The organism is Streptomyces sp. NPDC090798, assembly GCF_044768965.1.
Lineage (GTDB): Bacteria > Actinomycetota > Actinomycetes > Streptomycetales > Streptomycetaceae > Streptomyces.
In genome coordinates, this window is record NZ_JBIVXA010000001.1 from 749,467 (window position 1) to 774,179 (window position 24,713).

The 24,713-nt window shown below is 70.7% G+C and carries 18 protein-coding genes; 8 read left to right on the top strand and 10 right to left on the bottom strand.

Translation table 11 applies throughout. The features are described from left to right. Nucleotides 1-29: 29 nt before the first annotated feature. Nucleotides 30-1,967 (bottom strand): glycogen debranching N-terminal domain-containing protein, encoded by a 1,938-nt coding sequence (locus tag ACIQTP_RS03460; RefSeq protein WP_403395783.1) that lies wholly within the window; start codon nucleotides 1,965-1,967, stop codon nucleotides 30-32. Further along, nucleotides 1,964-3,787 carry an MGH1-like glycoside hydrolase domain-containing protein gene (locus ACIQTP_RS03465; RefSeq protein ID WP_403395785.1) on the bottom strand — a complete coding sequence of 608 codons (1,824 nt, stop codon included), beginning with the start codon at nucleotides 3,785-3,787 and terminating at the stop codon, nucleotides 1,964-1,966. The genes ACIQTP_RS03460 and ACIQTP_RS03465 overlap by 4 nt, the downstream gene beginning before the upstream one ends. 118 nt (nucleotides 3,788-3,905) lie before the next feature. Here ACIQTP_RS03465 and ACIQTP_RS03470 point away from each other — a divergent pair, with 118 nt between their 5' ends. From ACIQTP_RS03470 to ACIQTP_RS03495, 6 genes are all read left to right on the top strand, one after another. Next, on the top strand, nucleotides 3,906-5,216 hold the full coding sequence (locus ACIQTP_RS03470; protein ID WP_403395787.1) for an ROK family protein: 1,311 nt from the start codon (nucleotides 3,906-3,908) through the stop codon (nucleotides 5,214-5,216). 465 nt (nucleotides 5,217-5,681) lie between these two features. Further along, entirely contained in the window at nucleotides 5,682-8,432 is a 2,751-nt protein-coding gene (ppdK, locus tag ACIQTP_RS03475; RefSeq protein WP_402036387.1) for a pyruvate, phosphate dikinase, read from the top strand. 527 nt (nucleotides 8,433-8,959) lie between these two features. Continuing rightward, on the top strand, nucleotides 8,960-9,370 hold the full coding sequence (locus ACIQTP_RS03480; RefSeq protein WP_403395790.1) for a hypothetical protein: 411 nt from the start codon (nucleotides 8,960-8,962) through the stop codon (nucleotides 9,368-9,370). A gap of 105 nt (nucleotides 9,371-9,475) precedes the next feature. Continuing rightward, nucleotides 9,476-10,126 carry an ABC transporter ATP-binding protein gene (locus ACIQTP_RS03485; RefSeq protein WP_403396087.1) on the top strand — a complete coding sequence of 217 codons (651 nt, stop codon included), beginning with the start codon at nucleotides 9,476-9,478 and terminating at the stop codon, nucleotides 10,124-10,126. After that, entirely contained in the window at nucleotides 10,123-12,408 is a 2,286-nt protein-coding gene (locus ACIQTP_RS03490; RefSeq protein WP_403395792.1) for an ABC transporter permease, read from the top strand. The genes ACIQTP_RS03485 and ACIQTP_RS03490 overlap by 4 nt, the downstream gene beginning before the upstream one ends. Nucleotides 12,409-12,470: 62 nt before the next feature. Further along, nucleotides 12,471-13,406 (top strand): oxidoreductase, encoded by a 936-nt coding sequence (locus ACIQTP_RS03495; RefSeq protein WP_402036455.1) that lies wholly within the window; start codon nucleotides 12,471-12,473, stop codon nucleotides 13,404-13,406. 19 nt (nucleotides 13,407-13,425) lie between these two features. Here the strand turns inward: ACIQTP_RS03495 and ACIQTP_RS03500 are convergent, their stop codons facing one another. The 4 genes from ACIQTP_RS03500 to nirB all read right to left on the bottom strand — a co-directional run bounded on the left by ACIQTP_RS03500 (nucleotide 13,426) and on the right by nirB (nucleotide 17,891). Next, the gene (locus tag ACIQTP_RS03500) at nucleotides 13,426-14,190 is read right to left on the bottom strand and encodes an SDR family NAD(P)-dependent oxidoreductase (RefSeq protein WP_403395796.1); all 765 of its coding nucleotides are present in this window, start codon (nucleotides 14,188-14,190) and stop codon (nucleotides 13,426-13,428) included. A gap of 82 nt (nucleotides 14,191-14,272) precedes the next feature. Continuing rightward, a complete protein-coding gene (locus tag ACIQTP_RS03505) occupies nucleotides 14,273-14,857 on the bottom strand; it encodes a TetR/AcrR family transcriptional regulator (protein WP_403395797.1) in 585 nt (194 codons plus the stop codon). Nucleotides 14,858-14,907: 50 nt separating this feature from the next. Next, on the bottom strand, nucleotides 14,908-15,258 hold the full coding sequence (nirD, locus tag ACIQTP_RS03510; RefSeq protein WP_403395798.1) for a nitrite reductase small subunit NirD: 351 nt from the start codon (nucleotides 15,256-15,258) through the stop codon (nucleotides 14,908-14,910). Beyond that, nucleotides 15,255-17,891 carry a nitrite reductase large subunit NirB gene (gene nirB / locus ACIQTP_RS03515; protein WP_403395801.1) on the bottom strand — a complete coding sequence of 879 codons (2,637 nt, stop codon included), beginning with the start codon at nucleotides 17,889-17,891 and terminating at the stop codon, nucleotides 15,255-15,257. Before nirB ends, nirD begins: the two co-directional genes overlap by 4 nt. Before the next feature lie 260 nt (nucleotides 17,892-18,151). Between nirB and ACIQTP_RS03520 the strand changes: the two genes are divergently transcribed. Continuing rightward, nucleotides 18,152-18,934, top strand: coding sequence for a sulfite exporter TauE/SafE family protein (locus ACIQTP_RS03520; protein ID WP_403395803.1), 783 nt, complete (start codon nucleotides 18,152-18,154; stop codon nucleotides 18,932-18,934). Between the two features lie 16 nt (nucleotides 18,935-18,950). On the opposite strand, the gene ACIQTP_RS03525 is transcribed toward ACIQTP_RS03520, so the two are convergent. From ACIQTP_RS03525 to ACIQTP_RS03535, 3 genes are all read right to left on the bottom strand, one after another. Beyond that, a complete protein-coding gene (locus tag ACIQTP_RS03525; RefSeq protein WP_403395805.1) occupies nucleotides 18,951-19,568 on the bottom strand; it encodes a class F sortase in 618 nt (205 codons plus the stop codon). Between the two features lie 186 nt (nucleotides 19,569-19,754). Then, nucleotides 19,755-20,276, bottom strand: coding sequence for a hypothetical protein (locus ACIQTP_RS03530; protein ID WP_403395807.1), 522 nt, complete (start codon nucleotides 20,274-20,276; stop codon nucleotides 19,755-19,757). Between the two features lie 331 nt (nucleotides 20,277-20,607). Further along, nucleotides 20,608-21,540: a LysR family transcriptional regulator gene (locus ACIQTP_RS03535; protein ID WP_403395809.1), complete on the bottom strand. Its 933-nt coding sequence runs from the start codon at nucleotides 21,538-21,540 to the stop codon at nucleotides 20,608-20,610. A 144-nt stretch (nucleotides 21,541-21,684) separates the two neighbouring features. Here ACIQTP_RS03535 and ACIQTP_RS03540 point away from each other — a divergent pair, with 144 nt between their 5' ends. Beyond that, nucleotides 21,685-22,938 (top strand): MFS transporter, encoded by a 1,254-nt coding sequence (locus tag ACIQTP_RS03540; protein ID WP_403396089.1) that lies wholly within the window; start codon nucleotides 21,685-21,687, stop codon nucleotides 22,936-22,938. Nucleotides 22,939-22,941: 3 nt separating this feature from the next. Here ACIQTP_RS03540 and ACIQTP_RS03545 read toward each other — a convergent pair whose 3' ends face one another. After that, nucleotides 22,942-24,612: a M4 family metallopeptidase gene (locus ACIQTP_RS03545; RefSeq protein ID WP_402036475.1), complete on the bottom strand. Its 1,671-nt coding sequence runs from the start codon at nucleotides 24,610-24,612 to the stop codon at nucleotides 22,942-22,944. Between the last annotated feature and the right edge of the window lie 101 nt (nucleotides 24,613-24,713).

The following is a 24,713-nucleotide window of genomic DNA, read 5'->3' on the forward strand; positions in this document are numbered from 1 at the left end:
GCGGCTCGCTTTCCTGCCTGGAGGCTCTCTCAAGCGCCCCCGACCGCCGTGAGCAACGCCAAGGGCGCCGCCGCCGAACGGGACTCCCGTACGCACGCGTGCGGATACGGCACCGGCTCCCCGTGTGTCTCGCGGCCGTACCCCGCGAGGACCTCCGGCAGACGGTGGCCGGCGGCCGTGGCGGCGTCGACGAGCGCGTGGGCGACCGTCCGTGCCTCGTCGTGCAGGCCGTAGCGGGCCAGCCCCAGCGTGATCAGCGCGTTGTCGTGCGGCCAGACCGAACCGCGGTGGTACGACAACGGGTGGTACGCCGGCTGGCCGGCGGCCAGGGTGCGCACGCCCCAGCCGGAGAAGAAGTCCGGCTCCAGCAGGCGGTGGCCGACCAGTTCGCCGTACTCCTTGTCGAGCAGCCCCGACCACAACAGGTGCCCGGCGTCCGAGGCGAGGGCGTCGACCTGACGGCCGTCACCGTCCAACGCCAGCGCCGGGAAGGCGTGTTCACTCATCCAGAAGTCCCGCTGGAAACGGTCACGGAGGTCGCCCGCCGCCTGTTCGAGCAGAGCGGCGTAGACCTCGTCGCCCCAGACCGTACGGGACAGGTGGGCGGTGCGGCGCAGCGCGTCGTAGGCGTATCCCTGCGCGCCCGCGGCCATCACCGGCCCACTGGGACGGCTCCCGTCGGCGGAGCAGATCGCGCCGGGGGAGTCCTTCCAGTTCTGGTTGGCGAGACCGCCGCCGTCCGCGCGGTAGACGAGATAGCCGACGGAGGTCAGACCGCCGTGGTCCAGCATCCAGCCGATCGCCGCCCGGGCGTTGGCCTCCAGCCGCCGGGCCAGGGCCACATCACCCGTCTGCTCGGTGTACGCGCCGAGCAGCACCAGGAACAGCGGCGTCGCGTCCACCGAACCGTAGTACCGCCCGTACGGCACCTGCCCGAAGTGCGCCAGCTCACCGTGGCGCACCTCGTGCACGATCTTGCCGGGCTGGGCCACCGCACCCGCTCCCACCTCGACCGCCTGCGTCGCGGCGAGCGCGGGCAGCGTGGCGGCGGCGAGCTCGGGGCGGTAGGGGAGCGCGAACAGCGAGGTCAGCAGGGCGTCGCGGCCCAGGAGCGTGAGGAACCACGGCACTCCGGCCGCCGGCACCCGCAGCTCCTCGCCGTCCGGGCCCGTCGCCGGGACCTGGAGCACCGCGAGGTCGGACAGCCCGCGCGCACAGGCCGCCGCGAGCTCCGGCCAGCCGGTCGGGAAGGGCACGCCGTCCGCGAACTCGCCTTCCAGCGCGAGGAGTCGCTCATTCGCCGCGGAGGGTGAGGCGGGCACCTCCGGGTCCTTCAGCGCCCCGTGCGGGCGGGCCGCGACGCGCAGCGCCAGCTCCGCCGAGGCGTGCGGTTCGAGGTCCAGCGTCCATACGAGGCGGCGGGCGCCGGTGCCGGTCTCCTCGACCCCGTCCGGCGGCGGCTCGGAGGTGACCGTCGTACAGGACCGCCACTCCCCGCGCTGGTAGTTGAACTCCACCCCGTCGTCGAGGACTTGACGCCCTCGTACGGCGCCGATCTTGGCGTACGTACGGTGGTCGGAGCGCAGCTCGAACTGGTCCGTGAAGTCGGCGTCCACGGTGAGCGCGAGGCGCACGGTCGTGGGCGACGGGCGGTTGCTGGTGACACGCAGCGCCTCCACGAACGCGCCGTCGGCGACGGCCTGTTCACGGAAGAGCGTGTACGCGGGGGGTTCGTTGCGCCCGCCGCGCGGGACGAGCACACAGCGCGCCGTGTCGCCGTCCGCGACCGGCGTCAGCGCCTCGGGCACCGCGCCGTCGACGGTCAGCTGCCAGCGGCTGAGGTGCCGGGCGTCCCGTACGAATAACCCGTCCGGGGAGCTGCCACTGCGCACCCCGCTGATGTCCCCGCCGTCGCCCACGGCGGCGAACGTCCCACCGTGCACGAGCAGATGATGCCGGTCCGTCATCCCCGGTCCCCTCCCTTGGCGCCCGTCTCGAATGAACTGTGTGGCGTGCGTGGCGTGCGTGATGCGTGCGATGCGTGTGGCGGTGTGCCGTGTACGTTGTCGAACGCGCGGTGCCCCGGATGGGACACGACTTGGGCCGACCGATCCGCCCGATCCATCAGATCCGGCCGATCCACCCGGTCGGCCCCCGCGGGCTCGTGCAGCAGGTCCAGCGTCAGCGCGGCCGTCCAGCTGAAGCCGAGCGCGCCGCAGGCCTCGCCGGTGTACGGATCCACGTACTCCGCGAACCCGGACGCGTCGGCCGTCTCCAGCAGCGCCGCCCGCAACTCCTCCGCGCGCCCGTGCTCCCCATGCAGCCGCAGCCCGCGCTCCAGCAGCCAGTTCGTGTTGAACCACGCCGGGCCGCGCCAGTAGCGGTGCGGGTCGAAGGCGTGCCCGGTCAGGTCGTAACTCGGCGCCAGCCGGGCCACCCCGCCGAGCCCGAAGTGCGGCCCGCCCGCCGTGCGGACCAGGGTGGCGGCGATGTCGCGGGGGAGTGCGGGGAGGATGAGCGGGAGCAGCCCGGCCACGCTGCGCTCGGCGATGAGCGCACCGGTGCGAGAGCGCTGCTCCGAGGCGAGAGCACCGCTCTGGCGTGAGCGCTGCTCCGAGTCGTGAGCACTGCTCTGGCGTGAGCCCCGCTCCGAAGCGTGAGCACTGCTCTCGGCGGAGCGCCGCCCCGGTGCGAGAGCACCGCTCTCGGGAGAGCGCCGCTCCGACCCGTGAGCACCGCTCTCGCCCCCGTCGCGCGCATCCCCGCCGTACACATCCCGGCAGAAGAACATCCCCTCCGCCGGATCCCACAGGCGCTCCACCAGCGCCGCCGTCAACCGTTCCGCGCGGGCGTGCCGCGCTGTCCCCGCCGCGCCCAGTTCCTGCGCGATCGCGGCGAGCGCGTGCTCGGAGGCGATGAGCAGCGCGTTGAACGCGGGGTCCTCGACGGCGAACTCGCCGGCACCGTCGGCGTACCCACCGTCCCGGTAGTCCGTCGCCAGTCGCACGTACCGCCCGTAGTCGAGGTCCGTCGGCCGGTCCTGTGCGGACCCGTGGTCGAGGTCGGCGCGGCGGAAGGAGCGCGGCGCGGCCGGGGTGACACGGCTGAGCGGGGCGTCCCAGCACGGACTGTTGTCCATGCCCTGCTCCCACGGGTGGACCACGGAGGCGAGCCCGCCGCCGCCCAGGTCCCGCCGGTGCAGCAGATAGCGGTGCCAGGCGGCCAGCCGGGGATACATCCGGGAGAGGAAGGAGCGCGACCGGGACAGACCCGGGTCGGCCTGGTGCACCAGCCAGACGGCGAGCGCGTGCACCGGTGGCTGCACGATGCCCGACGTCTGTACGGTGCGCGGGGCGCCCGCAGCGCGTCCCGCGGTCGAGGAGCGCCAGAAGTCGGGGCTCGGGAAGTAGGCGTCGAGCGGAACGGAGGGGTTGAACACGATGTGCGGGATCCGGCCGTCACCCCACTGGGCGCCGAGCAGCGTCTCCAGTTCCGTCTGCGCCCTCAAGGGGGACAGGTGGCGCAGCCCGATCGCGATGAAGGCGGAGTCCCAGGACCACTGGTGCGGATACAGACCGTGCGAGGGAACCGTGGACGTTCCCGTCCAGTTGCCTTCGAGTACCCGGGCGGCCCTGAGGTGCAGCGACCCGGCGGGCCGGTCGGGATCGTATACATGCGCGCCGGAGTGGGTGATCTCGTGCGAACCGGGCGGAGCGGGGGAACCCGAGGTGCGCACGGGGGCGGTGATTCCCGTGCGGCGGATGGTGAGTTGGGTTGTGCTGTCCACTCAGTCTCCCCGAAGACGTCCGGCCGATCGGTTCGGCACTAGCTACCGTAGGGTTACGTCTATTTAACACGCAAAACTCAATATGTAATGCAGAGTTGGTGAACGCAAGGGGTTGGGCATGACAGGCATGGCGGGGATGGCGGGAAGGGCGGCGAAGGCCATGAGGGCCGGGCATCAGGCAAGCGCCGGGGAACTGCTCGAACTGGTGCGCAGCGGGCGTGCCACGACGCGCGGCGCGCTGCAGCAGGCCACCGGTCTGTCGCGGGCCACGGTCGGCCAGCGCCTCGACCGGCTCTTCCGTGCGGGCTGGCTGCGCGAGGGTGCGGGCGGCCCGGTGGACTCCCCCCAGGGCGGCCGGCCCTCGATCACCCTCGAGTTCGACGACGAGCACGCCGTCGTCCTCGCCGCCGACCTCGACACCCGGCACGGCCGGGCCGCCGTCGTCTCGCTGAGCGGTGAGATCCAGGCCGAGCACCACGGCGGCCTGCGCATCGAGGACGGCCCGGACGCCGTGCTGGGCGAGCTCGGCCGCTGGTTCGCCGAGCTGCTGGAGAAGGCCGGGCAGCGCGCGGACGCGGTGTGCGGGATCGGGCTCGCGGTGCCGGGCCCGGTCGACACCGACACCGGCAAGGTGGTGCAGCCGCCGATCATGCCGGGCTGGGACGGTTACGACATACGCGGGCGCCTGGGACGTGCCTTCGCCGAGCACGCCGGCGTCAAGAGCGCCGGTAGCGCCGATGGCGCCAGTAGTGCCGGTGGCACCACGAGCCCCGGGATCACCGGGAGCGGCACCCGGATCCCCGTACTCGTCGACAACGACGCCAACCTCATGGCGTACGGCGAACAGCGCACCGGTTATCCGGACTGTTCGGCGTTCGCCCTGGTCAAGGTCTCCACCGGTATCGGTGCGGGCATGGTCGTCGGCGGCTCCATCTACCGGGGCGTCGACGGGGGCGCCGGGGACATCGGGCACATCCGGGTGGGCGCGGACGCGCTGTGCCGGTGCGGTTCGTACGGCTGTCTGGCCGCCGTCGCGAGCGGTGGCGCGGTGGCGCGCAGGCTCGCCGAGTCCGGCGTCCCGGCCACCTCCGGATCGGATGTGCGCGACCTGCTGACGGCCGGACACCCGGAGGCGATGGCGCTCGCGCGGGAGGCGGGGCGCCAGGTCGGGGACGTACTCGCGACCGTGGTGACCCTGCTCAACCCCGGCGTGCTGATGATCGCCGGGGATCTGGCCGGAACCCCGTTCCTCACGGGTGTGCGCGAGCTGCTGTACCAGCGGGCGCTGCCGCGTTCGACCGCTCATCTGGACGTGGTGACCTCGCGGCTCGGGGAGCGGGCGGGGCTGGTGGGGGCCGGTGCGCTGGTCGTGGAGTACCTGTACGCGCCGGAGCGGGTGGAGGAACGGCTGGCGGCGCTGGGTGTGTGACGCCCACGGAGCGGCGGGGTGTGTGACATCCGTGTGTCGCGGCCGGGTCGCGGCCGGGTCGCGTCCGGGTGGTGTCCGCATCGTGGTCCGCATGATGAAATTCAGGCCGTCTTTACTGCGTGATTCTCGCCACCCTTGATAGGGGTGGCGCTCAGATGAGCGGATCTTGGGCGACTGCACTTCCCTAAGGGGTGGCACTCAGTGCCACCCCTTGATCGTTCATCGATTAAACTCAGACGTGTTGGTGACCGCTCATCTGAGCGTATACTTGCATCTGAGGGCGCTGATTCGTTCAAGAAGTGAAAACATCACTCCGTGACCGCTTGCCAAGGCTTGACTTTCAATCGAGTGGCGGACGGGTGGTTACAGGCGCATGACGTGCAAGTAGACGTACCCAGGCGCCTTCGATCTGGGTATGTTCCTCGCCGTCAGGGCAGCCACCGCGACGTCGAGGAGTCGAGACTCGTGTCGGAAAACAAAGATCCCCATGTAGCCGAGAGCGGCGACACCGGCGTTGAGGGAACGAAGTTCGTTTACGACTTCACCGAAGGCAACAAGGACCTCAAGGACCTCCTCGGTGGCAAGGGCGCGAACCTCGCCGAGATGACCAACCTGGGCCTTCCCGTCCCTCCGGGCTTCACCATCACCACCGAGGCGTGCAAGACCTACCTCGACAGCGGCGAGGAGCCTGCGGCACTGCGTGACGAGGTGAGCGCGCACCTCGACGCCCTCGAGGCGAAGATGGGCAAGAAGCTCGGCCAGGCCGATGACCCTCTCCTCGTATCCGTCCGTTCCGGGGCGAAGTTCTCCATGCCGGGCATGATGGACACCGTGCTGAACATCGGCCTCTCCGACAAGTCGGTCCAGGGCCTCGCCAAGCAGGCCGGCGACGACCGCTTCGCGTGGGACTCGTACCGCCGTCTCATCCAGATGTTCGGCAAGACGGTCCTCGGCGTCGACGGCGAGCTCTTCGAGGACGCGCTGGACGCGGCGAAGACGGCCAAGAAGGTCACGGTCGACACGGAGCTGGAGGCCGCGGACCTCAAGAAGCTGGTCACCAAGTTCAAGAGGATCGTCAAGGCCGAGGCCGGCCGGGACTTCCCGCAGGACCCGCGCGAGCAGATGGACCTCGCGATCCACGCGGTCTTCGACTCCTGGAACACCGACCGAGCCAAGCTCTACCGCCGCCAGGAGCGCATCCCGCACGACCTCGGCACCGCGGTCAACGTCTGTTCGATGGTCTTCGGCAACCTCGGCCCCGACTCGGGCACGGGCGTGGCGTTCACGCGCGACCCCGCATCCGGCCACCAGGGCGTGTACGGCGACTACCTCCAGAACGCCCAGGGCGAGGACGTGGTCGCGGGCATCCGCAACACGGTCCCGCTCGCCGAGCTGGAGTCGATCGACAAGAAGTCGTACGACCAGCTGATGCAGATCATGGAGACCCTGGAGAACCACTACAAGGATCTCTGCGACATCGAGTTCACCATCGAGCGCGGCCAGCTGTGGATGCTCCAGACCCGCGTCGGCAAGCGCACGGCGGGTGCGGCCTTCCGTATCGCCACGCAGCTCGTGGACCAGGGCCTGATCGACGAGGCGGAGGCCCTCCAGCGTGTGACGGGCGCCCAGCTCGCGCAGCTGATGTTCCCGCGCTTCGACGACCAGGCGAAGGTCGACCAGATCGGCCGGGGCATCGCGGCGTCGCCGGGCGCGGCGGTCGGCAAGGCGGTCTTCGACTCGTACACCGCGATCAAATGGTCGCGTTCGGGCGAGAAGGTCATCCTGATCCGCCGTGAGACCAACCCCGACGACCTGGACGGCATGATCGCGGCCGAGGGCATCCTGACCTCGCGCGGCGGCAAGACCTCGCACGCCGCCGTCGTGGCGCGCGGCATGGGCAAGACGTGCGTGTGCGGCGCCGAGGAGCTCGAGGTCGACACCAAGCGGCGCCGTATGACCGCCCCGGGCGGAGTGGTCATCGAAGAAGGCGACGTCGTCTCCATCGACGGCTCCACGGGCAAGGTCTACCTGGGCGAGGTCCCGGTCGTGCCTTCCCCGGTCGTCGAGTACTTCGAGGGCCGGATGCACGCGGGCGCCGACGACGCGGACGAGCTGGTCGCGGCCGTGCACCGGATCATGGCGTACGCGGACCGGGTCCGCCGTCTGCGCGTGCGCGCCAACGCGGACAACGCGGAGGACGCCCTCCGTGCCCGCCGCTTCGGCGCGCAGGGCATCGGCCTGTGCCGCACCGAGCACATGTTCCTCGGCGACCGGCGCGAACTGGTCGAGCGCCTGATCCTGGCCGACACGGAGGCGGAGCGCGAGGACTCCCTCAAGGAGCTCCTGCCCCTCCAGAAGAAGGACTTCGTCGAACTCTTCGAGGCGATGGACGGCCTCCCGGTGACGATCCGCCTCCTGGACCCGCCGCTGCACGAGTTCCTGCCGGACGTGACCGAACTGTCCGTACGCGTGGCGCTGGCCGAGTCGCGCGGCGACGCCAACGAGAACGACCTGCGCCTGCTCCAGGCCGTGCACCGCCTGCACGAGCAGAACCCGATGCTGGGTCTGCGCGGCGTACGCCTGGGCCTGGTCATCCCCGGCCTGTTCACCATGCAGGTGCGGGCGATCGCGGAGGCGGCGGCGGAGCGCAAGAACGCCAAGGGCGACCCGCGGGCCGAGATCATGATCCCCCTCGTCGGTACGGTCCAGGAGCTGGAGATCGTCCGTGAGGAGGCCGACCAGGTCATCGCGGAGGTGCAGGCGGCTGCCGGCACGAACCTCAGGCTCGCCATCGGCACGATGATCGAACTCCCGCGAGCCGCTCTGACCGCCGGGCAGATCGCCGAGGCCGCCGAGTTCTTCTCCTTCGGTACGAACGACCTCACGCAGACCGTCTGGGGCTTCTCCCGGGACGACGTGGAGGCGAGCTTCTTCACCGCGTACCTGGAGAAGGGCATCTTCGGCGTCTCCCCCTTCGAGACCATCGACAAGGACGGTGTGGGTTCCCTGGTGAAGTCGGCCGTGCAGGCCGGCCGCGCCACCCGCCCCGACCTGAAGCTCGGAGTCTGCGGCGAACACGGCGGCGACCCCGAGTCCGTCCACTTCTTCCACGAGGTGGGCCTGGACTACGTGTCCTGCTCCCCCTTCCGGATCCCGGTGGCACGCCTGGAGGCGGGCCGCGCGGCGTCGACGGCGAAGGGCAGCGACCACCGCTAGCGCGCTGGAACTCCGGGGCCGCCGACGGTCAACCCTGACCCTCACCGACGGCCGACGGCTCCGGCGTACGAAAGAAACGGGGCGGCACCTTGTGCGGAGGTGCCGCCCCGTCGTGCGGCGTCGAGCCCTCCGTACGGGGCCGCACTCAGCTCGGCCTCGCCGCCAGGCCGCCGCGGCTCCTCACTCAGGCCGGGGTCCTCGTCCACGACTTGGATTTGTTGATGCCGGGGTCGGGGACGGCGTCGGCGGCGGACATGGCCGGGGTCGGGACGGCCGGCCCCGGAGACCCTCGCCCGCGAGAACCCCGCACCACAACGCTGCCCCGCCGCCCAGTCTCCCGCTTCCGAACGGCTACGCAACGTCCAGACGCTGGTCCCCGAGCTCGACGCCCGCTCGTGCTTCTCGTGCTTCCGGATCACCTGATGGGATGGCGATTCCCAGGCCAAAGGATTCAGCGCGTTACTGATCCATTACCTTCTGTAACTCCTGGGGGCCGTTGGGGTCTTCGGGAGGTAGAGGGGTGACAGATGAAGACGGCGATGGTTGGCATGGTGGCGGCCGGGGTGTTTCTCGTTGGGGCTGGGACGTCGATGGCGGGGTCTTGGCATGATCTGCCGCAAATGACTCCGACTGGTGTGACCTTCGACAAGGGGCAGTACAGGTTTAATGCGGCCGGCCAGAACCATGGCGCCTTCGAGTGGACTGGGCATCTCAAGGATGCCTCGGCCAGTGACGGTCACAACGTCTATATGCAGGTGCGCGTCGAAGGGCACGACTGGGTTCGCTACAACGGCAAGCAGCGGCAGACGGTGTTCATGCACCACCTGAACTGGGACGGGGCCCAGCAGTACACCGACGACGCGGATCTGCGCGCCTGTCGTGATCGTGGATCCCTCCGGCCGGACAACTGCTCGTTCAAAAACCACTTCAAGCCGTAGGCGGATTGTCCGATGCCCAGGACCCGGGCATAGGCCCGGGTCCGTTCCTTCCCGCCTTACTTGGAGGCTCACATCAGTACGTCAGTAGTCCTGTCGGCCAGAGGGATCGATCTGTACTACGGGCAGTCGCATGCCGTCAGGGGCGCTTCCATTGCGCTCAGCCAGGGCGAGGTTGTGGCTGTCAGCGGGCAGAGCGGTTCGGGTAAATCGTCCCTCCTGTACTGCCTGGCGGGAGTGTTGCCCGTCGCAGGCGGCGAAGTCCGCTTCGAGGGACAACCATTGGGCACCCTCGGAGACGACGAACTCAGTGCCCTGCGCCGTGACCGTTTCGGATTCGTCTTCCAACACGGCGAGTTGCTGCCCGAACTGACCGTTGAGGAGAACGCCGCCTTGCCGCTGCGACTGGCCGGGCAGCGCAAGGCCAAGGCGCTCGCCGCCGCAGGAGAGGTGCTGGGACGACTGGGGCTTGCCGAACTGCGGGAGCGGCGCCCCTCACAGGTGTCGGGCGGTCAGAACCAACGGGTCGCCGTGGCACGCGCCCTCGTGCATCGGCCGACCGTAGTCTTCGCCGACGAGCCGACCGGATCGCTCGACAGCGCCAACGCCGCCACCGTGCTGCAGGAATTCCTAACCCTCGCAAGATCGCAGGGCACGGCGGTCGTCCTCGTTACCCACGACCCGAAGGTCGCGGCCCGTGCGGACAGCCGCTACACAATGTCCGACGGTGTGCTCGCCCGAGAACAGGACGTGGCATGAAGGAACTCCTTTTGGGGCTTCGGCTGTTGTTCGGCAGCGGGCGCGGCAACCGTGCGCGATTCGTGCTCATGGCGGTGGGCGGATCGCTCGGTGTGTGCTGTCTGGCCATCGTGCTCGCCATTCCCGGGATCATCGCGGCGCAGGACGGACGCATCGCGGCCCGGCAGCCGGTTGTCCCGCGGGATCAGTCCGGTCAGTCGATCCGCGACGGTTTTCCGCTGACTCTCAGCCGCACCGACCCCTACGGTGCAGCCCCTCTCACCCGGATCTTCATCGCACGTGGGACGACGTCGATCGAACCGCCGCCCGGTCTGAAGTCGCTTCCACGAGACGGCCAAGTGATCGTCTCTCCCCGTCTGCATCGACTGCTGCGAGACGAACCGGCGTTGGCTCAGCGTTTTCCGGGTAAGGAGGCTGGGCTGATTGGAGCTCAAGGGCTCGCTCGTTCGGATGAACTCGTCGCATACGTGGGCATGACCCGCGCCGAACTGTCCGACGGCTATCCCGTGAAGCAGTGGGGCTCGGACTATGCGCCGGACCCCACCGTGGAGGCCTCCACTCTCGACATCGTCCGCTTCACGATGGCCGCAGTCGTGCTGCTCCCCCTCGCAGTTTTCCTCTCCGTGTGCGCACGTCTCTCTGCGGCCGAGCGGACGCGTCGGCTGGCTGCGCTCCGTCTGTTGGGACTGAGTGTGAGGGGTACTCAACGAGTGAATGCCGCAGAGACAGTCGCGGCGGCCGGCGTGGGTGCTGTTCTGGGTCTTGGCGAGTACGAGGTCGTGAACCAACTCGTCTCGCGGATCGGTCTGCCCGGATTCAAGTGGTACCCGGCCGATGGGGCCTTGTCCGCCTCGACCCTTCTGGTGTGCCTCGTGGGCTGTCCAGCACTCGCCTGGTATGTAGGCCGTGCCAGCGCACGTAAGGCAGCAGCGAACCCGCTGGCTGTCCGGCGCAGCGCGGTGGAGAAGCCGCCGTCAAGGTGGGGATTCCTGCCGTTGACCGCAGGCATGGGCATTCTGACGGGCTACTGCATCGCCGGAGCCACCGGGCATGCACCCACGAGCACGGCACTGTCCTCGGTGCTCGTGCCATCGGCGGTGATTCTGGTCGGTGCGGGGCTTGCGCTGTCACTTCCCGCGCTGTCCCGGTACCTGGCTCGACGGACGGCGCGCTCAACACAGTCGCTGTCCCTCAGCCTCGCGATGCGGCGTAACGAGGCCGAGCCGGGTGGCGCGCTCCGGGTGGCGACGGGTCTCGTCCTGCTGGTCTTCGTGGCTTCGCTTGCACAAGGTGTGCTCATTGAGCTGAACCAGGTCTCCAAGAACACCTCGCCCGTCCAGCGGTACGACGTGCTGCTTGAGCAGACTGACGCGTCCCAGCAACATGCACTCGAAAACCTGCCAGACCTGCGGGCGCACATCGTTGCCATGCAGTCCGAGCGGCGTGGCGATGCGGTGACGGCGCAGGGAGCCAACGCGGTGATGGCCACTTGCACCCAACTGCGCAGGGCGGTGCGGGCGGTTGAAGGGTGCGTGGACGGTCGGCCTCTGTGGCTGTGGGATTCTACGCAGGTTCAGGAGAGTATCCGGGCGGGAGACGCTGTCTCTTACGCCATGCGGGGCGGCCGGCACACCCGTGACCTGAAACTCACCGTGCCGCATCAGAAAGTTCGCTTCCGCGACCCCGTGGACGCCCAGGTGGTCAGCAGCGGAGCGATCCTGGTGCCGCCGTCGATGGTGCCGCGGGACACTCGCCCGGAGAGTGCCACTCTCATCCTGATCAGCGACTCCGACTTCCAGACCGTAGGCCGTGTCCTCGACGGCATCGGTGGTGTCGCCCCCACTGCGATCGTCCTCCCTCAGGGCCTGGCGGTCGAGGCACTCCAACAGATCACCGTCGTAAAAACCCTCCTGGCCGTAGGCATGATCCTCGGCCTGATCATCGGTGTGGCCGCCTATCTCGTCGCGGCCACCGACCGGGCCGTCGAGCGGCGGCCGCAGGTTACTGCGTTGGCTCTGCTGGGGGCGCGGGCGCGGACGTTGCGGGCTGTGCAGGTGGTGCAGGTGGTGTTGCCGTTGGCTGTGGGGTTGGTGTTGGCGGTGGTGGTGGGGAAGATGGCCGAGTCGAGCTATCTGGTCACCGGGGGCGGGGCCGTCTTCTGGGACGGGGGCGGGGTTCCGCTGCTGCTCGCGTGTGCTCTCGGGGTGCTGGTCGTGGCCGCCGTGGGCGCGTTGCCGCTTGTGGGGCGGAGGATTGATCCCGAGTTGATCAGGCGAGACTGAGCGTACGGTGAGTGGCGGTGAGTGGCGGTGAGTGGTGAGCAGTGGTGGAGAGGGGTCTGGGTATGGCCGGGTGGAATGTGAGTGACATCCCTGATCAGCGTGGCCGTACGGCCGTCGTCACCGGGGCCAACAGCGGGATCGGGTTCGTCACGGCGCGTGAGCTCGCGCGGCGCGGGGCGCGGGTCGTGCTCGCCTGTCGGAGTGAGGCACGGGGGAGTGAGGCGGGAGACCGGATCACCTCCGAAGTACCCGGCGCGGACGTGGAGTTCGTACGGCTGGACCTCGGGAATCTCGACTCCGTGGCGGAGTTCGCGGCGATGTTCGACCTTGTGTACGGCGAGCGGCTTGATGTGCTGGTCAACAACGCCGGGGTCATGGCCCTGCCGTTCGCACGCACCTCCGATGGGTTCGAGACCCAGTTCGGGGTCAATCATCTGGGGCACTTCGCCCTCACCGGGCTGCTGCTTCCCGCGCTGCTCGCCACCCCGGGCGCCCGCGTCGTGACCGTGTCGAGCATGTTCCACGTGCTCGCCAATATCGACATCCGCGACCTCGACAGCGAGCGCGGCGGGTATCGGCGCTGGGTCGCCTACGGGCGGTCCAAGAGCGCCAATCTTCTGTTCACCCATGAGCTGGCGCGGCGGCTGGCCGGTGCCGGGTCCGATGTCGTCGCTGCCGCCGCTCATCCCGGGTACGCCTCCACCAACCTCCAGACCGCCGGGCCGAAGCTCGCGGGGCGCAAGGGCGCCGAGCGGGTCATGGAGATCGGGAACCGGCTCTTCGCGCAGAGCCCGGACGCCGGGGCGCTGCCCACGCTGTACGCCGCCACCGCGCCCGGTGTACGGCCCGACTCGTTCACCGGACCCTCGTTCGCGATGTGGCGCGGTGCGCCCGCGAGCTCCTGGCGGGCCGGATGGACGCGTAACGACGCCGTCGGCGAGCGCCTCTGGAGCGCCTCCGAGCAGCTCACCGGCGTGACGTACGACGCTCTGAAGTGACCTCGGTCCCCGGTCCGCGTCAGAGGGCGGTTCCGCTGTCCACCACCAGGTCCGTGCCGACGATCGACGCCGCGTCGTCCGACGCCAGGTAGAGGACGGCCGCCGCCACCTCCTCGGTCTTCGAGACGCGGCCCAGCGGCAGTTCGTGACGTACCCGCTCCACCCGCTCGGCCTCCGACTCGCCCGGCCGCAGTGACATCGTGGTGGCGGAGGCGCCGGGGCTGACGACGTTGATCCTGACCCCGTCGGCGATGTGGTCGAGGGCCGCGGCGCGGGACAGCGCGGTGACGGCGGCCTTGGCGGCGGCGTAGGCGGCGACGCCGGGGCGGCGGGTGTGCAGGCCGATCGCGGAGGCGAGGTTGACGATCGCACCGCCGGACGGCTGCGTCCGCATCTGCCGGATCTCCGCCTGAAGGGCCAGGAACACGCCGGTGACGTTGATGTCCAGTTCGGCGTGCCAGTCGGCTTCCGGGAGGTCGGCCAGCGGTGTTCCGCCGTGGAAGACGGCCGCGTTGTTCACCGCCACGTCCAGGGAGCCGAAACGGTCGACGGCCGCCTCGACGAGGGCATGCACCTCGTCCGAGCGTGACACGTCCGCGGTCACCGCCAGCGCCTTTCCGCCCCGGGCCTCGATCAGCGCGACCGTCTCGTCGAGCGATGCGGCGGTGCGGCCGGCGACGACCACCTGCGCGCCCTCCGCGGCGAACGCCAGGGCGGTGGTCCGGCCTATGCCGGAACCGGCGCCCGTGACGAGGGCGGTCTTTCCGGAGAAACGGGTGGCCATGGAAATCCCTTTTCTTGACTGATCGGTTCATCATCGGGGTATGGCTCAATGGCAGCGCGCCCGCTGGGAGCAGGGGGCAATGTCAGTCGAGCAGCGCCAGCGCCTGTTTTGCCGCGTCCTGGACCCGGGCCGGGTCCGCGGACGCCTTGCCCACCACCCGTAGGCCCTGCATCAGGACCAGCAGCATGCGGGCGAGGGCTAGCGGGTTCCGGTCGGCGGGCAGTTCGCCCTGGGCCTGCGCGCGGACCAGGGCCGAGTGCAGCAGGGTTTCGAGATGGTCCCAGTTGTGCTCGACGCGGCGGGCCGCGGCCGTGTCGTGGGGTGCCAGTTCGGCGGCCGTGTTGGTGACGAAGCAGCCGCTCAGGCGCCTGCCTTCGGTCGTCGCCTCGGTCGCGAAGCGGCGTACCACCGCTCGTACGGCGGGCAGTGCGGGACCCGGCTGGGACAGCTCCCGCAGGAGCTGCGGATTGCGCGCCTGCTGATAGCGGTCCAGGGCCTTCAGATACAGCTCGTGCTTGTTGCCGAAGGTCGCGTAGATGCTGGCGCGGCCGACGCTGAGGTGCTCGACGAGGTCCGTCATCGATGTCGCCTCGTAGCCGCGCCGCCAGAACAGCTCCAGGGCCGACTCAAGCGCGGTGTCCGGGTCGAATTCCTTGGTCCTGGCCATGCGTGCGACCGTAGAACGATCGGTCAAGTAAGCCCGGGGTGACGCGGCCGTCAGGAAATCCGGACCTCGTACGTCGTCACCCGTACCGTCTCGTCGTCCAGGCACCGGCCCGACTCCAGGTCGAACCGCTGCTTCAGCAGGGGCGAGGCCACGAACGGGCGGCCTTGGCGGGAGCCGATCAGGCCGCGGGAGAGGACCGCCGCGCCGCTGAACGGATCACGGTTGTCGATGGCGTACATCCGGCCCGCGCGGTCGAGGAAGACGGCCGCCTGGCCGCCGTCCGGGAGCAGGGCGGCGACTCCACGGCCCGGCGTCAGCGCGGACAGGTCGCAGAGGGACAACCAGGAGTCCGTCAGGCGGAGTTGGACGGTGAGGGTGGTCGTTTCGGGTGCCAGGGTCATCGCTGGGCGCTTCCTTCCAGGGCTTCCAAGGGGCGGCGGCCGATGCTCAGCAGCGGCAGGTCCGGCTTGATCTGGCCGCGCTCGGGGACGAAGCCGACGACCGGGTCGGGGGTGTCCGGGGCGTTCACGAAGGACACGAACCGGGCCAGCCTCTCTGGGTCGTTGACGGTCTCGGCCCACTCGTCGCGGTAGGCGGCGACATGCGCGGACATCAGTGACTCCAGTTCCGCGCAGATGCCCAGGGAGTCGTCGACGACCACGTCGCGGATGTGGTCGAGGCCGCCGGGAATCCGCTCCAGCCAGGTCGACGTGCGCTCCAGGCGGTCCGCGGTGCGGATGTAGAACATCAGGAACCGGTCGATCAGGCGCACGAGTTCGGCGTCCGAGAGGTCCTGCGCGAGCAGGTCCGCGTGGCGTGGGGTGGCGCCGCCGTTGCCGCCGACGTACAGGTTCCAGCCGCTCGCGGTGGCGATGACGCCGAAGTCCTTCGACTGGGCCTCGGCGCACTCGCGGGCGCAGCCGGAGACCCCCGACTTGAGCTTGTGGGGCGACCTGAGCCCCCGGTAGCGCAGCTCCAGGTCGATCGCCATCCGGACCGAGTCCTGGACGCCGTAACGGCACCAGGTCTGGCCCACACAGGACTTCACCGTGCGCAGCGCCTTGCCGTACGCGTGCCCGGACTCGAAGCCCGCGTCCACCAGCCTCGCCCAGATGAGGGGGAGTTGCTCGACCCGCGCGCCGAACAGGTCGATGCGCTGACCGCCCGTGATCTTCGTGTAGAGGCCGAAGTCCCGGGCCACCTCGCCGATCACGATCAGCTTCTCCGGGGTGATCTCGCCGCCGGGGACGCGCGGCACGATCGAGTACGAGCCGTTCTTCTGGAGGTTGGCGAGGAAGTGGTCGTTGGTGTCCTGGAGGGCCGCCTGCTCGCCGTCCAGGACATAGCCGTCGGCGCCGATGGCCGGGGCGAGGGAGGCGATGATCGAGGCGACGGCCGGCTTGCAGACCTCGCAGCCCTCGCCGCCCCGGGCGCCCTCACGGCCGTAGCGGTCCAGCAGGACCTGGAAGGAGGGGATGCGCAGCGCGAGGACCGTCTCGTACAGCTCCTCGCGGGTCTGGGAGAAGCAGCCGCACAGGCCGTGGTCGACCTCGACGCCGCCGGCCGCCAGCTCCTCGTTGACGAGCCGGCCGAGGACCTTGACGCAACTCCCGCAGCCCGTACCGGCCTTGGTGCACTTCTTGACCTCGGGGACGGTGGTGCAGGAGTGCTCGGTTACCGCGCCGCGGATCGTGCCCTTGGTGACGTTGTGGCAGGAGCAGATGACCGCGGAGTCGGGGAGCGCGGAGGGGCCGAGCGCGGCCGGGGCGCCCGCGCCCGCCGGGAGCACCAGCTGCTCGGGGGCGATCGGCGGCACGGAGCCGGTGAAGGCCCGCAGGGTGCCGTACGCCTCCGCGTCGCCGACCAGGATGCCGCCGAGCAGTTCGCCGTCGCGGCCGATGACCAGCTTCTTGTACGTGCCCGAGCGCGAGTCGGAGTAGACGACGTCGAGGCAGTCGGAGGTGGCGCCGTGCGCGTCACCGAAGGACGCGACGTCGACGCCGAGCAACTTCAGCTTCGTGGACAGGTCCGCGCCCGTGAAGCTGGCCTCGTCCGCGGCGATCGTCGCGGCGGCCGTCTCGGCCATCTTGTAGCCGGGCGCGACCAGGCCGTACACCCGGCCGTCCGAGGCGAGGGCGCACTCGCCGATCGCGAACACGTGCGGGTCCGAGGTGCGGCACTGGTCGTCGACCGTGATGCCGCCGCGCTCGCCGACCGTGAGCCCGGTCTCACGGGCGAGCCGGTCGCGCGGGCGGACGCCGGCCGAGAACACCACGAGATCCGTGGGGAGTTCGGAGCCGTCGGAGAGCCTCATCCCGGTCACGGCGCCGTCGTCGCCGGTGACGATCTCCTGGGTGCCCGTGCCCGTGTGCACGGTCAGGCCCATGTCCTGGATGGTGCGCAGGAGCGCCGCGCCGCCGCCCTCGTCGACCTGTACGGGCATCAGACGCGGCGCGAACTCCACGATGTGCGTGGTCAGTCCGAGCCCCTTCAGCGCGCCCGCGGCTTCGAGCCCGAGCAGGCCGCCGCCGACCACCGCACCGGTCGTCGCCCGCGTCTTCGCGTACTCCTCGATGGCGAGCAGGTCCTCGATGGTGCGGTACACGAAGCAGCCCTCGGCGTCCTTGCCGGGCACCGGCGGGACGAACGGGTACGAGCCGGTCGCGAGGACCAGGGTGTCGTACGCGATGACCAGACCCGAGCGCGCCGTGACCTGCCTGGCCTCCCGGTCGATGGTCTCCGCCGGGTCGCCGAGGTGCAGTTCGATGCCGTGCGCGGTGATGAACTCGGCGTCGGTGAGGGAGAGTTCCTCCGGAGTGCGGCCCGAGAAGTACGAGGTGAGCCGGACGCGGTCGTACGCCGGGCGCGGCTCCTCGCACAGCACGACCACGCGGTGTGTGGCGGTCAGGCCGCGTTCGGCGAGCGCTTCGAGAAAGCGCTGGCCGACCATGCCATGGCCGACGAGCACGATGGTGTGCGCGCTGCCGTCGGTGGCGTTCGCCGCCGTCGTCTGAGCAGGCGTGTTCGAGGTCATGCACGGCAGCGTGCGACGCCGGTGTTACCCGGTCGCATCACGGCTGTTTCCCGGGGGGAACGCTGCCCTCAGCGGGAGCGGCACCCGGTTGTGAGGGTCTGATGGGGTCAACCGAACGGGACCCCGGGCCCCGGGCCGGACCTCAGAAGACACGGGACCTCAGAAGACACGGGACCTCAGCAGACGCCGGACCTCAGCAGACGCTCAGGCTTCCCAAAATCCATGGACGGCACACCTACCCCGTCCATAGGGTCGCGATCATGCCCGACATACCGCTGACCATCGTCGTTGTGCTCTGCCTCGCCTCCCTCGCGGCAGGCTGGATCGACGCCGTGGTGGGCGGTGGCGGGCTGCTGCTGCTCCCGGCGATGCTGCTCGGGCTCCCGGGCGGCACACCGGCGGCGTACGCGCTCGGGACGAACAAGGCGGTCGCGATCGTCGGGACGACCGGCGCGGCCGTGACGTACGCGCGCAAGGCGCCGGTGGATGTGCGGCTGGCCGTGCGGATCGGGCTCGCGGCGCTGGCCGGCTCCACGGCCGGTGCCTTCGTGGCCGCCGGGATGAGTACGGACGTGCTGAAGCCGGTGGTCATGGTGGTGCTGCTCGGCGTCGGGACGTTCGTCATGCTGCGGCCCGCCTTCGGTACGGCGCCCTCGACCGAGCCCGTCTCCGCGCGGCGCGTGCTGGCGGCGATCGGGCTCGCGGGCCTCGGAATCGGCTTCTACGACGGGCTCATCGGACCCGGCACGGGTACGTTCCTCGTCCTGGCGCTGACCGCGCTGCTCCACTTCGACCTGGTGACCGCCTCCGCCACCGCGAAGATCGTCAACTGCTGCACCAACGCGGGCGCCCTCGCGACCTTCGCCGTCAAGGGCACGGTGTACTGGCAACTGGCCGCGCTGATGGCCGTGTTCAACCTGGTGGGCGGCATGGTGGGGGCGCACACCGCGCTCAAGAGGGGCAGCGGGTTCGTCCGGGTGGTGCTGCTGACGGTGGTGTTCGCACTGGTGGCGAATCTGGCGTACCAGCAGTGGATCGCCTAGGCGGCGCAGATGCCGGTCAGCGGCTGCCGGTGAGGTGGGCGAAGACGACCACGTTCCCCTGGTACCCGGTGGCCTTCGAGTAGTCGCCGCCGCAGGTGATGACGCGCAGCTCGGGGCGGGACGCGGCGCCGTACACCTTCTCGTCCGGGAAGTCGCGGGCCGCGTAGACCTCGACGGCGTCGACGGCGAAGAGCGCGGTGCCGCCGTCGCGTCGCGCCACCTCGATGGCGCTGCCCTTCTTGAGGGCGCCGAGGTTGTAGAAGACGGCGGGGCCGTTGGCGTTGTCGACGTGGCCCGCGACGATCGCGGTGCCCCGCTCGCCGGGGGTGGTGCCGGCCTGGTACCAGCCCGCGAGGTTCTTCTGCCCGGCGGGCGGGACGTCGAGGCTGCCCTGCGGGGTGAGGCCGAGGCCCATCAGCGGGGCGTTCACGCCGATGGAGGGGATGCGGATGCGCTCGGGCGGGGAGTGGCGGAGCGCGGGGGCGCCCTGCCGGAGGGCGTCTCCGGTGCCGGCCTGGGCGGCGGAGGGCTGGGGCGGCGGGTGGACCTGGGTGCCGTTGTGCAGCAGCCAGGTCCCTGAGCAGAGGGCGACCACGGTGACGGAAGCTATCGCGGTGTTGCTGACCCGGCGCATGTGAGCCTCCTCTCGGGGTCAGGGGTTGTGCGGTTGTGGTCGTGACGGTCGTCGTGGTCGTAGTCGCAACCTTGGTCCCGGTCGCGGTGGGGGTGGGTCCCCTTCCCCCTCCGGGCCGCGAGGGGCGTCGGGCCACGGAGGGGGAGGGGACGGCGGTACCGGCGGACGGACAGCGGAGGGTGTCCGTCAGATCCCGTCGCCTCTCGCCCGGCGATGCAGGAGCCAGGTACCGCCCGCGGCGGCGACGGCCAGGGCCGCCACTCCCGCCGCGGTCTGCACGGGGTCGGGGCCGAGTGCGCCGCCGACCCCCGTGTTCACATGCCCACGCGGCAGATGGATCTGTTCGCGCGTGGCGGTCAGGTTCACGATCAGGTCGCCGGTGACCTGTCGGCCGTGGGAGCACTTCGCGACGATCTCGTACGTCCCCGGCTGGGCGCTCGGCGGCACCTTGAACTGGCCGATCGCGTCCTGTTCGTGGGCGCTGGCGGCGAGCATGAAGATGCCCGCGCCGACCGCGCTGGCGTCACCCGTGGCGGTGCCGTCCGCGCCGCACGCCGCCGTGTTGACGGTGACGTCGGCCCCCGGGACGACGGTGGAGGGGAACACCTCCAGACTCGACGTGGACCCGCCGTACGCGGGCGCGGTGGCGAGGCCCACCGCGGCGACGGCGAGCGCGGTACCGGTCAGCAGACGGGCTGTGCGTCGCATGGCTGTGCTCCTCCGAGGGGGCGCCGCCGGCGGCACCCCCAAGTGCCGCTGTGTCGGTCGTGCCCCTGCCCTTCCGAGGTAAGTGGCAGTCGGCCGGGTCCGCTTCCTGACGGAGCGTCACAAATGCGGGGAAAGGGTGCAGGACGAGGGTGTCCGCGAGGCCGGATCGATGGCGTTCCAGCAGGTCACCGGCGTACGGCTGGTGTGTCGCGGCAAAGAACCCGAAGAGCGCAGGAAAGGGGTGCGAACGGGTGACGGGGGCGGGTGGGAGGCGCCCTGACCTCAAGGTTGGTTGAGGTAACCGGCTGTGCGATGAAGGCAACCGTGTCGATCACCGCGCCCAGGTGGGCGTCCAGGTCCCGGCGTCGCCCTGACCGGGCTGCCGGGCGGAGGCCAGGTAGCCGCGGAGTGTGGTCAGCGCGGGGTGCGGGTTGTCGGCGCGCCAGAGGAGGGAGTGCGGGTAGACCGGCGTCGGGTCACGAACGGCGATGCGGCGCAGGTCGTCGCCGGCGGCCCAGACGAGGCGGGTTCCTTCGCCGACGAAGGTCGCGAGCTCCGCGGAGTCGGCGATCGTGTCGAGGAGTGGGGCGGTGCCGAAGTCGGGGCCGGTCGCCTCGATGGTGAGTCCGAACGCGGCGGCGAGGTCGGCGTAGTAGGCGGCCCACTCGGTCCCGGGGACGATGCCGGGCATCCAGATCCGGTACCCGGCGAGCTGCGCCGGCGTGACCGCGCGGGCGGCGGCGAGCGCGTGGGCCGGTCCGGTGACCAGCTGGACGGGCTCGTCGAGGACCCGCGTGGCCTCGATGCCGTCGGGGAGGCGGCGCGCGGAGTGGGTGACCGCGCGGAACGACGCGTCGACCGTGCCGGACCGGACGGCGGCGACGGCCGCTTCGGCGTCGAAGAGGGTGACGACGTCCAGTTCGGGCCCTGGATGCGCGCGGTGGAAGTCGCGGAGCAGGCCCGCCGGTGCCAGCCGCCGGCCGATCACGTCGACGCGCAGGGCGCGCCGGCCCGGCCGTACGGAGGCCGTCGCCCGCTCCTCGGCCCGCAGCAGATCACGGGCGTGCGGCAGGAACGCCTGCCCGTCGACGGTGAGCAGCGCGCCGCGCGCGGTCCGGGTGAACAGCCGTACGCCCAGGTCCCGCTCCAGCGCGGCCACCCGCTTGGAGACGGCCTGCTGGGTGATCGACAGTCCGGCCGCGGCTTCCTGGAACCGGCCCGAGTCCGCGACGGCGACGAAGGTGCGCACCGCGTTGAGATCCACGCCGCCAGCCTAGTCGTACAACCACTGGTTGTGGCGTGCTGGCCGGGTGGTTGTTTGATCTGCCGGGTCGGTGCCGGATTGGATGTCGGTCGTCGACGTGAGGTTGTGCGCGCGGGGAGAGGTGGCGCGAGGGTGGAGGCGGACGTGGCGGGCGGGCAGTCGCTGGGGCGGGCGTTCGGGTGGCTCTGGGCGGCGTACACGGTCAGTACGTTCGGCACCTGGCTCGCCTTCGACGCGTTCCCCATGATCGCGGTCCTCGTGCTGCACGCCGGGACGACCCAGGTGGCCCTGCTGGCGGCCGCCGGACTCGCGGTCGGGGCGGTGGTGGCGGTGCCGCTCGGACCCTGGGTGGAGTTCCGCCGCAAGCGGCCGGTCATGGTCGCGACGGACCTGACCCGGTTCGCGGCACTGATGAGTGTCCCCGCCGCGTACGCGCTCGGCCGGCTCGGCTTCCTCCAGCTCGTGCTCGTGTCCGTCGTGGTCGCCGCCGCCGACATCACCTTCGGCGCGGCGGCGGGCGCCTGCCTGAAAGGGCTCGTACCGCCCAAGGACCTGCTCGTCGCGAACGGGCGGTTCGAGGCCACGACCTGGACCGCCACCATGGTCGGACCGCCGCTCGGCGGGGCCGCGATCGGGCTGTTCGGCCCGGTGCTGACCGTGGTGGCCGACGCCGTCAGCTATCTGCTCTCGGCGGTGGGGATCCGTGCCATCGGGGGCGGTGAGCCGCGCCCCGTACGAACCGGCGCACCGGCCCGGCCCCGGGCCCGCGACCTGCTGGAGGGCTGGCGGTTCATCCTGGCCGGTCCGGTGCTGCGCCCGCTGTTCTTCAACACGGTCCTGTTCAACGGTCTGATCATGGCGACCGCGCCGCTGCTCGCCGTCCTCATGCTCGGCCGGCTCGGGTTCGCGCCCTGGCAGTACGGCCTCGCCTTCGCGGTGCCGTGCGCCGGGGGTCTGATCGGCTCACGGCTCGCCCGCCGTCTCGTCGCACGGTTCGGGCAGCACAGGGTCCTGCGGACCGCCGGGACGCTGCGCGCGTGCTGGTCGCTCGGGCTGGCCTTCGTCCGCCCCGGCACCCCCGGACTCCTGCTCGTCATGGTCGTCGAGTTCGGGCTGATCACCTGCTGTGCAGTGTTCAACCCGGTGCTCGCCACCTGTCGCCTCGAGGGGACCGAGCCGGACCGGGTCGCCCGTACCCTGTCGGCCTGGTCGGTGACCGGCAAGGCCACCACCGCGGCGACGACCGCACTGTGGGGCCTGCTGGCCGGCCTCACCGGACCCCGCACCGCGATCGCGCTCGCCGGGCTGCTCATCCTGGCCACCCCGCTCCTGCTGCCCCGGCGCGAACACGTGCCGCACGCGCCGGGGCAGCCGGCCGAGGCCCTGCCGGGGGCCTGACGTTCAGCTCACGGACACCGCGGACCAGGCCGCCGCCACCGCGTTGTACTCCGTACTCCCGGCCCCGTACAGGTCCTTCGCCGCGTTCAGCGTCGCCGTCCGTGCGCCCGCGTAGTTCGTCGAGGACGTCATGTAGACCGTCAGCGCGCGGTACCAGATCGCGCCGAGCTTGTCCCGGCCGATGCCGGTGACCGTCGAGTTGTTGCAGGTGGGGGAGTTGTAGCTGACCCCGTTGATGGTCTTCGCGCCGCTGCCCTCGGCGAGCAGGTACGCGAAGTGGTTCGCGACGCCGGACGAGTAGTGGACGTCGAGATTGCCGACCGAGGAGCTCCAGCAGTTCGCCGAGTTGCCGTCCTTGGAGGGCTGGTCCATGAACCGCAGGGCCGGCTTGCCGAAGCCGGAGCGGACGATCTTCTCGCCGATCAGATAGTCCCCGGGGTCGGTGGAGTTGTGCGCGTAGAACTCCACCAGCGTGCCGAAGATGTCGGAGGTCGCCTCGTTGAGGCCGCCGGACTCGCCCGAGTACGTCAGCGCCGCCGTCTTCGAGGTGACACCGTGGGACATCTCGTGACCGGCCACGTCGAGCGCGACCAGCGGCCCGAGCGTCGTCCCGTCACCGTCCCCGTACGTCATACAGAAGCAACTGTCGTCCCAGAAGGCGTTGTTGTAGTTGCTGCCGTAGTGCACGCGGTTGTACGAGCCCTTGCCGTCGCCCGCGATGCCGGTGCGGCCGTGGACGTTCTTGTAGTAGTCCCAGGTCTCGTCCGTGCCGTACTGGGCGTCGACCGCGGCCGAGGAACGGTCCGAGGCCGCCCCGGTTCCCCAGTGGTTGTCGGCGTCCGTGAAGAGGGTCGCAGGGGCGCGGCTGACGCAGATCCCGAAGATGCACAGGTCCGTCTTGTTCGCCGCGTCGCCCGTGTACGTGTTCCCGCGCGTCGGGTCCTTGAGCTGGTACGTCGATCCGGACAGGGTCGACTCCAGCGCGACCGTGCCGCTGTAGAGGGACTGGCCGTCACCCGTCGCCGTCTCGATGCTGTCCCACGCGTCGATCTGCCGCCCGGTGCGGGCGTCGGTCAGGACCGTGCGGGCGACCGGGTTGCCCAGCGAGTCCTGGCCCACCACGTTGGTGCGCCAGGCCAGCCGGGGCGCGCCGTGCAGGGCGTCCACGACGAGCTGGGGCTTGGCCGTCACCTTCTTCAGCGTCTCGCCGAGGTGCGCGGCGCGCAGCGCGGCGGTGGCCAGGCCGGCGGCCTCGGGGGCGGCGAGCGCGGGCGTGGTGGTGGGGACAAAGAGGTCGCGGGAGGTGGCCCGGTTCGCGCCGCGATAGGAGCCGTCGGGGGCGAGGTGGACCACGAAGTCGCCGCCCAGGACCGGCAGTTGTCGGTACGTGCGGTCGTAGCGCACATGCTGGCCGCCGTTCGCGTCGACGACCACGTCACGGACGCTGGTGCCCTCGGCGGAGGTCAGGCCCAGCCGGGCGGCCTCCTTCACCAGGGCCGCGGCGGCGTTGTCGATCGCGGTGGCACGGCTGGGCCGGCCTTCGGCGCCCGCGGTGGGGGTCAGTGCTGCCGCCAGCAGGGCGGTGGCGGCCGCGGCCACACCGGCCGCGGCCAGGCGGGAGCCTCGGGTGTGCGGTCGGGCACCTCGGGTCTGCCGTATCCGGATCCGACTCATCGGTCTCCTCGGGGAGGGGCGCTCAGACGCGTGGGGGCGCTGATGTCGACTCAGAGTTAAAGGTCCATGACATGTCATGTCCATAGCGCGTGCGCGAATCC